A 14,079-nucleotide genomic window follows, 5' to 3' on the forward strand; every position below is an offset into this window, starting at 1 on the left:
GGTGGCCGTCGTATCAATGCAGGCACAGAATGCGCATCAACAGTTGCAGGCGGCGACCGACTGGAGCTGGCTGTCTAACTGGCGTGCGCTCGGTTGGGAACGGTTCACTAAAACTCCCTGGCCGACGCGTAAAACCGAAGACTGGAAATACACACCGCTGCGTTCGTTAACCCATACCGACTGGCAATTGGCAGCGCCACCCAGCGCTGCCCAGGGTGTCGATTTTGGCGACTGGTCATGCGTTACGCTGACGCTGGTTGATGGCCAGTTGGTCAATCATGACGAACTGCCGGAAGGCGTCAGTGTGCGTTTGCTGTCAAAAGCCGATGCGCAAACACGCAGCGAATTCGAGCAGCGTCTGAGCAAAACCCTGGCCGGTGAACGCCAGCTGTTTAATGTCTTTAATCAGGCAATGCTGAGCGAAGCGGTGTGGATTGAAATCGCGCCAGGCACGGTGCTCGACAAACCGCTGCATCTGAATCAGGTGATTTCCTCGGCGGCGACAGAGCGCGTTATTCCAGTACGAATATTGGTTGATCTTGGCGATCGCGCCGAGGCGACTTTAGTGGAAACCTTCAGTAATGAAGCCAGCGGCGCTGTCTTTATTAATCCGGTCACCGAATTGCAGTTGGCCGCCAATGCGCGCCTGCGTCATTATCATCTGTTGCTTGAAGAGGGCGATGTACGCCATCTGGGTTCGGTGCATGCCTCCTTAGGCGGTTACGCCCATCTCGACAGCTTCCATATGGCGCTCGGCGGTACCTTGAAGCGCAAGGATCTGGTGGTTGAACACAACGGTAGCGGCGCCGAACTTAAATTGAACGGCGTCTATTTGCCGCGCGGTCAGGAACATATCGATTACCACACCACCCTGGAACATTGCGTGCCGCACTGCACGTCCAGCGAAGTGTTTCGTGGCATCATTGCCGATAAAGCCAAGGCGGTGTTCAACGGCCGTATTCATATTCATAAAGACGCGCAAAAAACGCTGGCGGAACTGAGCAATAAAAACCTGCTGACCAGTCATCAGGCGGAAGTGGATACCAAGCCGGAACTGGAAATCTACGCCGACGACGTCAAGTGCGCCCACGGCGCAACCGTCGCTCAGCGTGACGACAGCGCGCTGTTCTATTTTCTGGCGCGCGGCATCCGGCGCGAAGAAGCCGAGGTGATGTTGAATTTCGCCTTTATTAATGAATTGCTCGATGGTCTGGCTGACGCGCCGGTGCGTGATTTACTGCAACCGCTGTTGCGTGAACGCTTTGCTCAGGGCGCCGCGCTGGAGCCGGTGGCATGAGTTTTAACCTTGCCGACATACGCGCCCAGTTTCCGATCCTGGATCAGCAGGTCAACGGCAAGCCGCTGGTGTATCTGGATAACGGTGCGACGACTCAAAAACCGAACGTGGTGATCGATGCCATTTGCGATTACTACCGCCACGATAACGCCAATGTGCATCGCGGCGCTCATACGTTGAGCGACCGGGCAACCGGCAAATTCGAAGCCGCGCGCGAATCGGTAAAGCGTTTTATTAACGCTGCCGATCGCCAGGAAATTATCTGGACCAAGGGCACCACCGAAGGCATTAATCTGGTGGCGTTCAGTTGGGGGCGCGAGCACTTGCGTCAGGGTGATCGGGTGCTGGTGTCGACCATGGAGCACCATGCCAATATCGTACCCTGGCAGCTGCTCGCCGGTCAGACCGGTTGCGAATTGGTGCCGATGCCGGTCGATGAACTTGGTCAGATTGATTTAGCAGCGCTGGATGATCTGCTCGATGAGCGCGTCAAACTGGTCTCGGTGGTGCATGTCTCCAATGCGCTGGGTACGGTAAATCCGGTCGAAAGCATTGTTGAGAAAGCCCATGCCGTGGGCGCCAAGGTGTTGATCGATGGTGCTCAGGCCGTGGCGCATTGGCCGCTGGACGTCCAGGCGCTGGATTGCGATTTCTACAGCTTCTCGGCGCACAAAATGTACGGCCCGACCGGTATGGGCGCGCTCTACGGCAAGCGCGAGCTGCTGCAGGCGATGCCACCCTTTATGGGCGGTGGCGAGATGATTGAAACTGTGTCCTTCGCCGGCACGACTTATAACGCGCTGCCCTATAAATTCGAACCGGGCACCCCCAATATTGCCGGTGCCATCGGTATGGGAGCGGCGGTTGAGTTTCTGGAAGGGCTGGATCGCACAGCGTTGGCCGCGCACGAAACCGATGTACTCAATTACGCGGTCGAGCGGGCTAAGTCCTATGAAGGCTTGCGCTTGATCGGTGAAGCGGACCACCGCGCCGGTGTGCTCAGCTTTTTGCTTGATGGCGCGCACCCGGCCGATATTGGCATGTTGCTCGATCAACAGGGTATCGCCGTACGCACCGGTAACCACTGTGCGATGCCGGTGATGGAACGTTTCGGCATCACCGGAACGGTCCGCGCCAGTTTCGCGCTCTATAATAGTAGGGACGATGTCGACGCTCTGTTCGCCGGCCTCGACAAAGTAAAAACATTTTTGCTGTGACCATTATGGCCAGCAACAGGAGGGGATCTCATGAGTGTTGAATCCTTCGACCCAAACCAGGCCGCACCTGCGGTCACCATGACACCCGCTGCGGTAGAACACGCCCGGCGCCAGATCCAACAGGCCGGTGCCTCGGGCATTCGCCTGGCGGTGAAAGAAAGTGGCTGCTCGGGCTACATGTATGTCGTCGATTTTGTCTCTGAAGCGGATGACAGCGATCTGCAATTTGCCGTAGCCGACGACGTAACTTTGTTCGTAGAGAAAACCGCCTTGCCGATTGTGCGTGGTACCGAAATTGATTTTGGCGCCGATGGCGTCAATCGAGTGATCAAGTTCAACAACCCCAACGTCAGCGCAGAATGCGGTTGCGGCGAGAGCTTTATCATCGACGAAGAAGAGGCGGTGTGAGCGCTCGCCGATGACTGAAAAACGCATGGTGGTGACGCAACGCGATGTACAGGCGCGTCTGGTTCCAGTTGGAACCCCCATTACCATCCCGGCCGACAGCTTTATTACGCTGACGCAGTCGCTCGGTGGCAATTACACCGTGGTGCATCAAGGCAATATGGCGCGCATTGATGGCCTGGATGGCGATGCCATCGGCATGGAGCCGCAGGTGCTGGAGTTTGCGCCCAGTGCCGACGGCCAGCCCGATGAAGCCCACCTGTGGCAAGCCTTGGCGACGGTTTATGATCCGGAAATTCCGGTCAATATTGTCGATCTTGGGTTGATCTACGGCGTGCGCATCGACGGTCAGACGGCTCATATAGAGATGACGCTGACCGCACCGGGTTGCGGGATGGGGCCGGTACTGGTCGATGACGTTAAATATCGGGTTGCCCGGGTGCCGGGCATCGAGGCGGTTGAGGTTGAACTGGTGTTCGACCCACCCTGGAACCGGGAACGCATGAGTGAAGAGGCCCGGCTTGAGACCGGGCTGTTTTTTTAATCCCGACCGCTTTATTTCAGCTTTATTAACCATGGAATCTAACCATGAGCAGCGAATTCGGCGTCGACATCACGCCTGACGACATTCTCGAAGCCCTGTCTTTTTTCGATAGCTGGGAAGACCGCTATCGCTACATCATCGATCTGGGCAAAGAACTGCCGGCGATGGACGACGGCCTGAAAACCGACGAGCGCATCGTGCGCGGCTGCCAAAGCCAGGTCTGGTTGGCGCACAGCGTCGATAACGAACGGCTCTATTTCCAGGCAGATTCTGACGCCCACATCGTACGGGGTCTGCTGGCGGTGGTATTGGCGGCCTACAACGGCCGCTCCAGTCAGGCGATTCTGGATTTTGATGTTGAAGACTACTTCGGCAAGCTCGATCTGGTGCGTCATCTGAGTCCGACGCGCGGCAACGGCCTGCGTGCCATGGTTGGCCGAATTCGTGATATCGCGGTGCAAAACGCCGTTTAAACGGCCACTCAAACGTTTTGACTCAGTTGTTGACCGCTGTTTTGTCATTTGAGTCGGTAAAATGGGGTGCAACGATGGTGCGGCCATGGTAACGGGCCGGCCGGCCACGTATAATCCGCCGCCGACCAATTGACCCTCAGTGGAGAATAATGCCCATGGCCAAAGAACGTACTCTGTCCATCATCAAGCCCGACGCCGTTGCCAAGAACCTGATCGGCGCCATCTACAGCCGTTTTGAAACCGCTGGTCTGACCATCGTCGGCTCCAAAATGCTGCGCTTGAGCCAGGAACAGGCCGAGGGCTTCTACGCCGAACACAAAGAACGTCCTTTCTTCGGCGCTCTGGTTGAGTTCATGACCTCAGGCCCGGTTGTGGTTCAGGTTTTGGAAGGCGACAACGCCATTGCCAAAAACCGTGAAATCATGGGCGCGACCAACCCGGCCGAAGCTGCCGCTGGTACTCTGCGTCACGATTTCGCTGCCAGCATCGATGCCAACGCCGTTCACGGTTCTGACGCCCCGGCTTCAGCCGAACGCGAAATTGCGTATTTTTTCAATGAGAGCGAAATCTGCGCTCGATAAAGCTTAACGCCTAACGGGAGCGGAGTGCCGCCCAGACGTGAGACGCCAAACCAAGCTAGCGTTCAGCGTCTCCCGTTAAGCGTCTTCCGTAACCATCGGGAACCAAAATGACTGAACAGGCATTATCCAAAGTTAATCTGCTCGGCATGGGCTTGCCCGCGCTGGAAGATTTTTTCGTCAACGAACTGGGCGAGAAAAAGTTTCGCGCCACTCAGGTGCTGAAATGGATTCACCAGCGTCGTGTTGATGACTTTGATGCCATGACTGACGTCAGTAAGGCCTTGCGCGTTAAGCTCAAGGAAGTGGCGGAAATCGTCACGCCCGAGGTTACCTACTGCAAAGATTCCAAAGACGGCACGCGCAAATGGGTGATGAAAATGCCCGGCGGCAGTGCGGTCGAAACGGTTTATATTCCTGAAGACGGGCGCGGCACTCTCTGTGTGTCGTCGCAGATTGGCTGCGCGTTGGACTGCTCCTTTTGTTCCACCGGTAAGCAAGGCTTTAACCGTGATCTCAGCTCGGCGGAAATTATCGCTCAGGTCTGGGTGGCGGCGCGGTCTTTCGAAGTCGGTGAAGACGGTCAGTCGTCTGCCAAAGAACGCCGCATCACCAATGTGGTAATGATGGGTATGGGCGAGCCGCTGTTGAATTTCGATAACGTCGTCGAGGCCATGGGCCTGATGATGGACGACAACGCCTACGGCCTGTCCAAGCGCCGCGTCACGCTCAGTACTTCCGGCGTGGTTCCGGCGATTTATGAATTGGCCAAAGTCACCGATGTGGCTCTGGCGCTGTCGCTGCACGCGCCGAACGATGAATTGCGCAATACCTTGGTGCCGCTGAATAAGAAATACGGTGTTCAGGCGACGCTCGATGCTTGCAATCATTACATGTCACGCTTCAGCGAGAAGCGCGTTACCACCATCGAATACACCCTGATCAACGGCGTTAACGACAAGCCCGAGCACGCCCACGAACTGGCCGAAGTGCTGCGCAATACGCCGTGCAAGATCAACCTGATTCCGTTTAATCCGTTCCCCAATTCCGGTTACGAACGGCCGAGTAATAACCGCATGCATCGTTTCCGCGACATCCTCCATGCCGCTGGCTACAACGTCACCATTCGCAAGACGCGCGGTGACGATATTGATGCCGCCTGCGGCCAGTTGGTCGGTCAGGTAAGCGATAAAACCAAACGTTCGGTGCGCTATATCGAAGCGGTGGAACTGGGCCGTACCGCGGCTGAAATCGCCTCCAGCCGGGGCCAGCGGGGATCGCTGTGAAACGGCTGACTCTGGCGGCGCTGGTCAGTCTGGTGCTGGCCGGCTGTGTCACTACCAGCAGCAGTCGTCTCGATGATCAGCAGGATGTTGATCAGGCGGTGCAGACCTATATTCAGATCGGCTATCGCCATTTCGAGAACAATAACCTGCATCAGGCCAAGGCCGCTTTAAATGAAGCGCTGTCGCTCGATGATGAAGCGGCCGGTGCTTATCTGGGCCTGGCTCGGGTATTTGATGTCGAGCGCGAAACGGCGCTGGCAGAAGAGAATTTCCAACGCGCGGTGCGTTATGGCGGTGGTACTGAATCGATGTTTCAGTACGCCGTTTTTCTGTATAACGAAGGGCGTTATCAGGCCGCCCGTGACCGCTTTGTCGAGGTGACCGACGATGCGTTTTTCCAACGTCGCGCCCAGAGTTTTGAATATCTCGCCTTGAGTGAACGGCGTCTGGGTAATAATAGCGTGGCTATTGATGCCTATCGTCGGGCACTGACGCTGGATGCAGAGCGTGCCAGTGCCTATTTAGGTTTGGCCGATCTGCTCAATGAACAGCATGAAACGGTCGCCGCGTTCGACGCGTACCAGTCGTTTATGCAACGGGCGGAAGCTGACCAAAGTGCCAGCAGTCTGTGGTTAGGCATTCGCCTGGCGGATGCTAATCATGACGCTGAATTGGTTAATAAACTGGCTGAACAATTGGCAACTCGTTTTGCCAACAGCGAGGAATTCCAGCTTTTTCAAAGCTGGCGGGAGGAACGATGAGTGATATGAACAAACGCCATCAAAGCCCGATTAAACGCCGGGTCTCACGTAAGATCTGGGTAGGTTCGGTGCCTGTGGGTGGCGATGCGCCGATCTCGGTGCAGAGCATGACCAACACCGAAACGCGTGATGTCGATGCCACCGTCGAGCAGATCAATCGTATCCAACAGGCTGGCGCCGATATTGTGCGCGTTTCTGTGCCGTCCATGGATGCCGCCGAAGCCTTTGGCAAAATTCGTCAGCGTGTCGATGTGCCTTTGGTTGCCGATATCCATTTCGATTACAAAATTGCGCTGCGCGTCGCCGAGTTGGGCGTCGATTGTTTGCGTATTAACCCGGGCAATATCGGTCGTGAAGACCGAGTGCGTGCTGTCGTACAGTCGGCCAAAGATCATGGCATTCCGATTCGCATCGGTGTGAATGCCGGTTCATTGAGCAAAGATCTGCAGCGCAAATATGGCGAACCGACACCGGACGCCCTGGTGGAATCAGCGCTGACCAATATCGATATTCTCGACCGTCTCGATTTTCATGAATTTAAACTCAGCCTGAAAGCCTCGGATGTGTTTATGGCAGTCGCGGCCTATCGCAAGATCGCCGATCAGATTGACCAGCCGTTGCATCTGGGCATTACCGAAGCTGGCGGTTTGCGCTCGGGTACCGTTAAGTCGTCCGTTGGTCTGGGCATGCTGTTGATGGATGGCATTGGCGATACCTTGCGGGTATCGCTGGCGGCGGACCCGGTTGAAGAAGTTAAAGTCGGCTTTGATATTTTGAAGAGTCTGCGGCTGCGTTCCAAAGGCATCAACTTTATTGCCTGTCCGTCCTGCTCGCGGCAGAACTTCGATGTCATCGGCACCATGAACGCTTTGGAAGAGCGTCTCGATGATGTGATGACACCGCTCGATGTTGCTGTCATCGGTTGCATTGTGAATGGTCCGGGCGAAGCCAAAGAAGCCGATGTTGGTCTGACCGGCGGTACACCTCAGCATCTGATTTATGTTGATGGCGAAAAAGATCATAAGGTCGGTCACGACAATCTGGTGGATCACTACGAAAAACTGATTCGTCAGAAGGTGGCTGAAAAAGAAGCGCAAGAGGCGAACCTGATCGCCAAGGACTGATTGGTTTCAGTCCGTTGTCGCTGTGTTGTAATCGGGAGAAAGTGAGTTGTCCACACTGCAAGCCATTCGTGGCATGAACGACATTCTGCCGGACGTTAGTCCGGTCTGGCAGTATCTGGAAGCGCAGGTGCGCGCCGTGCTCGACCAATATGGTTATCGCGAAATCCGCATGCCGGTGGTCGAGCCAACGGCGTTGTTCAAACGCGGTGTGGGTGAGCATACCGATATCGTCGAGAAAGAAATGTACAGCTTCGAGGACCGCGGCGGCGACAGCCTGACGCTGCGTCCGGAAGGCACCGCAGGTTGCGTGCGCGCGGCCTTGCAGCATGGCTTATTGCACAACCAGGTTCAGCGGCTGTGGTACACCGGCCCGATGTTCCGTTACGAGCGTCCACAGAAAGGCCGTTACCGTCAGTTTCATCAGATTGGCGCCGAAACCTTCGGCATGGCCAGCGCCGATATCGACGCCGAACTGATTCTGTTAAGCGCGCGTCTGCTCAACAATCTGGGTTTATGCGAGCACGTGACATTGCACCTCAATACGCTCGGCAGCAGTGCCGCACGCGCCAGCTATCGCGATGCGCTGGTGAGTTTTCTGGAAGGCGTTGCCGATCAGCTGGACGAAGACAGCCAGAAGCGCTTGCACACCAATCCTTTGCGCATTCTCGATTCCAAAAGCGAAACCACTCAGGCGCTGCTCAACGATGCGCCGGTGTTTGATGACTATCTCGACGATGAATCGCGCGCGCATTTCCAGCTGTTGTGCGAGTTGCTCGATGGCGCCGGCGTGAAGTACGTGATCAATCCGCGCCTGGTCCGTGGTTTGGATTATTACTCGCGCACTGTCTTTGAGTGGATCACCGACAGCCTGGGTGCTCAGGGCACTGTTTGCGGTGGCGGTCGTTATGATGGTCTGGTACCGCAACTCGGTGGTAAGGAGACGCCGGCCGCCGGTTTCGCCTTGGGCGTCGAGCGGCTGATCCTGTTGCTGGAAACCCTTGAAAAGATTCCGTCCAGCGTCTTTGCAACCCTGGATGCCTACTTTATTCTGGCCGGCGATGCCGCCTCGCGCGAGGGCTTTAAGCTGGCCGAGCAGTTGCGCAGCGAAATTCCCGGTTTGCGTCTGCAAGTGAATTGCGGCGGTGGTTCTTTTAAGAGCCAGATGAAAAAAGCCGATAAATCCGCCGCGCCTTTGGCGTTGATATTGGGTGACGATGAAGTCGCCCGGCAGCAATTGACCATCAAGCCATTGCGGGATGATCGCGAACAAATTCAGTGCGGTTTTGATGTGGCCGTCGATCAGTTGCGGTCGTTGCTGACTAACTGACCCTATTAATGACAAGAAAGCCTTCGGTTGCGACTGAAGGACGCCTCTGACAGCAGGAGTGACAAGGTGTACGACACAGAACAGGAACAGATTGAAGCGATCAAAAAGTGGTGGTCGGGTTACGGCAACTATGTTATTGGCGCCGTTCTGGTGGCCCTGGTGGCCTTTTTCAGCTGGACATTCTACAAGAACACAACCCAGTCCAAACTCGAAGCCGCGTCCACGCTTTATGATGATTTGATGAGCGCTGTGGAAAATGCAGATGCCGACACCGTCGCTGCGCGTATTGATAATCTGAAAAACGAATACAGCGACACCGTTTATGGTGTTTACGCTGCGTTGCAAGGCGCCAAGCAGGCGGTTGAGGGCGGCGATCTTGTCGCGGCCGTAGACGAGCTGGAATGGGCGCTGGATAACGCCGATGACAGTCTGGTGCCGGTGGTGCATCTGCGGTTGGCGCGCGTGCATTATTCAGCAGAAAACTATGACGCTGCTTTGGCCGAACTGGACGCCATTGATCGAGAAGGCTTCGAAGTGCCCAGCCATGAACTGCGTGGTGACATCCTGCTCAGCCAGGGCGATGTCGATGCGGCTCGTGCTGCTTACCAGACCGCTTTGGAAGAATCTGCCCAGCAAGGCGTCAATGCGCCTTATCTGGAAATGAAGTTGAACGACCTGGCGACTGAGACGGACGAAGCTTAATGCGCAATGCCCTGATTCTGGCCGCCTTGGTCAGCCTGTTGACGGCCTGTGCCGGTGGCTCACTGCGTGAAGCTCAGGCACCTTTGCCGGAAGAGCGGCCGCAACTGGTGGACCTGCGCATCGACTGGTGGCAGATGCTCGAAGAGCGTTACACCGAGATGCCGTTCAGCCGCATCGCTCCACTGGTGACCGAGCGTGGCATTCTGACCGCTTCGCCGCTGGGTGAAGTGGCGTTGTTGTCGGAGTCGGGCAAGTTTATCTGGCGTCGCCAACTGGCCGATCAGATTACCGCGCCACTGGCCGCCGATGAACGTCAGATGGTGATCATGAGCGGTAACGGCGACGTCAAACTGTTCGACTGGGAAGGCCGCGAACTCTGGTCAACTGCGATTTCTGCGCTGGCGACCGAAGCGCCTTTACTGCTTGAAGATCGTCTGATCGTTCAGACGATGGACGGCCGGGTGATGGCGCTGGAGCGCAATACCGGCCGGCCGTTGTGGGTCTATCAGGATGCCGAGCCGGAGTTGACCATTACCGGTACCGCCCGTCCGCTGCTGGTGGATGATCTGGTGGTTACCGGCCTGGCCAATGGCAAGCTGGTTGGTTTGAGTCTGGCCGATGGCTCGCCCGCCTGGGAATACCGCATCGCCCGCGCCCAGGGTAAGACCGACGTCAGCCGATTGGTCGATGTGGATGCCAGCGTCACTCGTGTCGGAGATTACCTGCTCGCCGCTGGTTATCAGGGCGACATGCTGGTGTTGGATGCAGCTTCCGGTCAGGTTCTGGCCAGCCAGCCATTGTCGACTTACCGCGCCGTTATACCGGGTCAGAATTACTGGTACGCGGTGAACGATCAGAGCCATGTGGTGGCGCTGGATCCGCGCTCGCTGGCTGTGGTCTGGACTCAGGAGCAATTCACCTACCGTCGTCTGAGCCAGGTGCTACCCTGGAAAGATAAGCTGGCGGTCTCCGATGCCGATGGTTATGTGCATCTGCTCGACGCCGAAACCGGTGAATGGCTGGCTACCCGTCTGGTCGACTGGACCGGTGCCAGCACCGCGCCGGTGGCTTTGGGTGACGACTATATTCTGCAACAAGGCAACTCGTCGCGAATCAAACGGCTGTCGTTTCGTCAGCCCAACGAGGCTCGTTAATGATCCCGGTAATTGCCTTGGTTGGCCGACCCAATGTCGGCAAATCCACTTTATTTAATCGCTTTACGCGCAGTCGCGACGCTCTGGTTGCCGACTGGGCGGGGCTGACGCGTGACCGCAAATACGGTGACGGTAAGCTCGATGACCGCTCCTTTATTGTTATCGATACCGGCGGTATCAGCGGTTTTGAAGAAGGCCTCGATGAGCGCATGGCGCAGCAATCGATGGCCGCCATCGAAGAAGCCGATGTGGTGCTCTTTATCACCGATGCCCAGTCGGGTGTCACCGCCGCCGACAACCACATCGCCCAGCATCTGCGCAAAACCGGTAAGCCGGTGCATCTGGTGGTTAACAAGACCGATGGTCTGGATACCGATGTGGTCCTGGGCGATTTTCACGAACTGGGTTTGAAAGAGTCGCCCCGGCCGATTGCGGCGGCTCATAACCGAGGCGTGCGTTCACTGTTGGAAGACGTGCTGGCCGAATTCCCGGTCGATGATGATCCATTGGCTACCGAAGACGATGACGACAACATCCGTCTGGCCATCGTCGGCCGGCCCAATGTGGGTAAATCGACCCTGGTCAACCGCATGCTCGGTGAAGAACGAGTGGTGGTTTACGACCATCCCGGCACCACCATGGATTCCATCTATATTCCTTACGAGCGTGATGATCAGGCCTATACGCTGATCGACACCGCTGGTGTGCGTCGCCGTAAAAGTATTTCTGAGGCGGTGGAGAAATTCTCCATCGTTAAAACGCTGCAGGCGATTCAGGATGCCAACGTGGTCATTCTGGTGATCGATGCGCGTGATGGTCTGGTCGAGCAGGACATGCATATGCTCGGCTTTGTGCTGGAGTCAGGTCGGGCTTTGGTGGTTGCCATTAACAAATGGGATGGCCTGGATCAGGACAAAAAAGACCACATTAAAGAAAGCATTGAACGGCGCCTGCCGTTTTTGGATTGGGCCGATATTCACTTTATTTCGGCACTGCACGGCACCAACGTCGGTCATCTGTACAAGTCGGTGAACCAGGCTTACGCATCAGCGCGGGGCAAGTGGAGCACCAACCAGCTGACCAATATTCTGAAAGGTGTGATCGAGCTGCATCAACCGCCGATGGTGCGTGGTCGACGCATCAAGCCGCGTTATGCGCACCAGGGCGGGTCGAACCCGCCGGTGATCGTCGTACACGGCAATCAGCTCAACGAGCTGCCGGGAAGCTATAAACGCTACTTGGAAAATGCCTTCCGCAAAGCCTTGAAGGTGCGTGGCACGCCGATTCGTTTTGAATTCGTCGTGGGTGAGAATCCCTATGCCAATAAAGCCAGCACTCGCACCGGTGTACGCAAGAGTCGCGAGCACGCTAAAGGGCGCACTCAGCGCGGCGGCCGCCGCTAAAAAAAAATGGCAACCCGATCCTGGGTCGCCGGCTTGCCTCAGTCTGTCTTGGGAGCCGTTAAAGGCTCCTCCATTTCGATCTTCTCTACGGTACTGACGACTCGTCCCCGACGCAGCAAGGTAGTGATGCGTTGGCCTGGGGATAAGGCGTCAGCGTTTTGCACCACCTTATCGCTTTCATCGCGAGTAATGCTGTAACCGCGCTCTAACGTATTGAGTGGCGATAAGGCATTCAGTCGGCTGGCCAGCGAGCCCAGCTGTTGCCGGCGTGGCGGCAGTTGTTGCTGGGCCAGTCGGCGCAGTTGTTTATCGAGCTGTTCCAGGCGGCGTCGGTCGCTGTTCAGTTGATTGACTGGGCTGGCCCGACGCAAACGGGCGGTAAGAGTGGTAAAGGCCTGAGCGCGACTGCGTTGACCCGATTTCAGCGCCCGTATTAACCGACCTGCACGCTCGTCCAGGCGTTGCTGCCATTCGCGTAATAAACCACCGGGGTCACGCAGCCGCTGACGCGCATGGTACAAACGCCGGCGATCAGCTTGCAGGCGTTGGTCGAGCCCTCGCGCCAGGCGAGCGCGCTGGTTGATCAGCGCGCGGCGAATATCGTTCTGATCGGGGCTGACCAATTCGGCTGCCTGAGACGGCGTAGCGGCGCGCACATCGGCGACAAAGTCGCTGATTGACACATCGACCTCGTGACCAACAGCGGAAACGATGGGCAAGCGGGAATTGAATATCGCCCGCGCGACGATTTCTTCGTTAAACGACCACAAATCTTCCAGCGAACCGCCGCCACGGCCGACGATCAGGGCATCTACCTGGTTCAACCGGTTGGCGGTTTCTATGGCGCGCACGATCTGCGCCGGTGCTTCCTCGCCCTGAACCGCGACCGGGTACAGAATGATCGCCATGGCCGGAAAGCGGCGTTTCAGCACGGTCAGAATATCGTGCAGCGCTGCCCCGGTGCGCGAGGTGACAACACCCAGCGTACGAATGTGCTCAGGCAGCGGCTGCTTGTGTTCAGCTGCAAACAGACCTTCTTTTTCCAGGCGTTCCTTGAGCTGGAAGAACGCCTGTTGCAAGGCGCCTTCACCTTCGGGCTGCATCGACGAAACGATGATCTGATAATCGCCGCGGCCTTCATACAGGCTGACCCGACCGCGCACGATGACCTGGTCGCCTTCTTTGGGTTTATAGCTGGAGCGTTGCAGGCTGGAGCGGAACATGGCGCAGCGCACCTGAGCGTTGCCGTCTTTCAGCGTGAAATACAGATGGCCAGACGCGGGCCGTGCCACATTCGACAGTTCGCCACTGACCGGAACGGCCGGATACTGGTTTTCCAGCAGGAATTTAACCTGGCGGTTGAGCTGACTGACGGTGAGCGGTGCTTGCGGGTCTGACAGTGCCATGGAAGTCCTGGAATAGAAATGAGCCCAGGCGGCACTCGCCCGGACGGGCGTTTTGATCAACCTTTATATCTATAACGGCGGTTACAGATGTGCGGCCCGCATTGGGGCAGCCTATATAAACCGGCGATTTGAGCATAAAACTTTGCTCGAAGTCAAAACTGGTTATAATGCCGCGCCAACTTAGGTTGCTGCTGTCTCTGCTGGCAACCGCCATTCCCACTTCGCCCGGAGGGAAGTCCATGTTGCGCATCGCCCAAACCGCTCTCACTTTCGATGATGTCCTGCTCGTGCCCGGTTTTTCCGAGGTCCTGCCCAAGGACGTCACGCTCAAAACCCAACTGACCCGCAATATCAGCCTGAACATTCCGCTGATGTCCGCCGCCATGGACACCGTCACCGAAG

The 14,079-nt window shown here is 56.7% G+C and carries 15 protein-coding genes; 14 read left to right on the plus strand and 1 reads right to left on the minus strand.

Annotated features, from left to right (window positions below; genetic code table 11):
* The first annotated feature begins 1 nt into the window (after position 1).
* From sufD to der, 13 genes are all read left to right on the plus strand, one after another.
* Positions 2-1,297, plus strand: coding sequence for a Fe-S cluster assembly protein SufD (gene sufD / locus ACXAE6_RS18055; protein ID WP_475152517.1), 1,296 nt, complete (start codon positions 2-4; stop codon positions 1,295-1,297).
* Positions 1,294-2,514, plus strand: coding sequence for an aminotransferase class V-fold PLP-dependent enzyme (locus ACXAE6_RS18060; RefSeq protein WP_475152521.1), 1,221 nt, complete (start codon positions 1,294-1,296; stop codon positions 2,512-2,514). The genes sufD and ACXAE6_RS18060 overlap by 4 nt, the downstream gene beginning before the upstream one ends.
* 30 nt (positions 2,515-2,544) lie before the next feature.
* Complete coding sequence (locus ACXAE6_RS18065; protein ID WP_475152523.1) at positions 2,545-2,922, plus strand: HesB/IscA family protein; 378 nt, start codon at positions 2,545-2,547, stop codon at positions 2,920-2,922.
* Between the two features lie 10 nt (positions 2,923-2,932).
* A complete protein-coding gene (gene sufT, locus ACXAE6_RS18070; RefSeq protein WP_475152528.1) occupies positions 2,933-3,463 on the plus strand; it encodes a putative Fe-S cluster assembly protein SufT in 531 nt (176 codons plus the stop codon).
* A 44-nt stretch (positions 3,464-3,507) separates the two neighbouring features.
* Positions 3,508-3,936 (plus strand): SufE family protein, encoded by a 429-nt coding sequence (locus ACXAE6_RS18075; RefSeq protein ID WP_475152531.1) that lies wholly within the window; start codon positions 3,508-3,510, stop codon positions 3,934-3,936.
* Positions 3,937-4,091: 155 nt separating this feature from the next.
* Entirely contained in the window at positions 4,092-4,517 is a 426-nt protein-coding gene (ndk, locus tag ACXAE6_RS18080; protein ID WP_392805406.1) for a nucleoside-diphosphate kinase, read from the plus strand.
* 107 nt (positions 4,518-4,624) lie between these two features.
* Complete coding sequence (gene rlmN / locus ACXAE6_RS18085) at positions 4,625-5,800, plus strand: dual-specificity RNA methyltransferase RlmN (RefSeq protein ID WP_475152536.1); 1,176 nt, start codon at positions 4,625-4,627, stop codon at positions 5,798-5,800.
* A complete protein-coding gene (locus tag ACXAE6_RS18090; protein ID WP_475152540.1) occupies positions 5,797-6,561 on the plus strand; it encodes a tetratricopeptide repeat protein in 765 nt (254 codons plus the stop codon). Before rlmN ends, ACXAE6_RS18090 begins: the two co-directional genes overlap by 4 nt.
* 5 nt (positions 6,562-6,566) lie before the next feature.
* Positions 6,567-7,685: a flavodoxin-dependent (E)-4-hydroxy-3-methylbut-2-enyl-diphosphate synthase gene (gene ispG / locus ACXAE6_RS18095; RefSeq protein WP_475152573.1), complete on the plus strand. Its 1,119-nt coding sequence runs from the start codon at positions 6,567-6,569 to the stop codon at positions 7,683-7,685.
* 73 nt (positions 7,686-7,758) lie between these two features.
* Positions 7,759-9,012, plus strand: coding sequence for a histidine--tRNA ligase (gene hisS / locus ACXAE6_RS18100; RefSeq protein WP_475152575.1), 1,254 nt, complete (start codon positions 7,759-7,761; stop codon positions 9,010-9,012).
* A 66-nt stretch (positions 9,013-9,078) separates the two neighbouring features.
* The gene (locus tag ACXAE6_RS18105) at positions 9,079-9,714 is read left to right on the plus strand and encodes a YfgM family protein (RefSeq protein ID WP_475152543.1); all 636 of its coding nucleotides are present in this window, start codon (positions 9,079-9,081) and stop codon (positions 9,712-9,714) included.
* Complete coding sequence (locus ACXAE6_RS18110; protein ID WP_475152548.1) at positions 9,714-10,868, plus strand: outer membrane protein assembly factor BamB; 1,155 nt, start codon at positions 9,714-9,716, stop codon at positions 10,866-10,868. The genes ACXAE6_RS18105 and ACXAE6_RS18110 overlap by 1 nt, the downstream gene beginning before the upstream one ends.
* A complete protein-coding gene (der, locus tag ACXAE6_RS18115) occupies positions 10,868-12,271 on the plus strand; it encodes a ribosome biogenesis GTPase Der (protein ID WP_475152553.1) in 1,404 nt (467 codons plus the stop codon). The genes ACXAE6_RS18110 and der overlap by 1 nt, the downstream gene beginning before the upstream one ends.
* 38 nt (positions 12,272-12,309) lie before the next feature.
* On the opposite strand, the gene xseA is transcribed toward der, so the two are convergent.
* Positions 12,310-13,677 (minus strand): exodeoxyribonuclease VII large subunit, encoded by a 1,368-nt coding sequence (xseA, locus tag ACXAE6_RS18120; protein ID WP_475152560.1) that lies wholly within the window; start codon positions 13,675-13,677, stop codon positions 12,310-12,312.
* A gap of 239 nt (positions 13,678-13,916) precedes the next feature.
* Between xseA and ACXAE6_RS18125 the strand changes: the two genes are divergently transcribed.
* The coding region (locus tag ACXAE6_RS18125; RefSeq protein WP_475152578.1) for an IMP dehydrogenase at positions 13,917-14,079 on the plus strand (163 nt) is incomplete at its 3' end.

It is taken from the genome of Saccharospirillum sp. ABV4_185 (assembly GCF_056159245.1).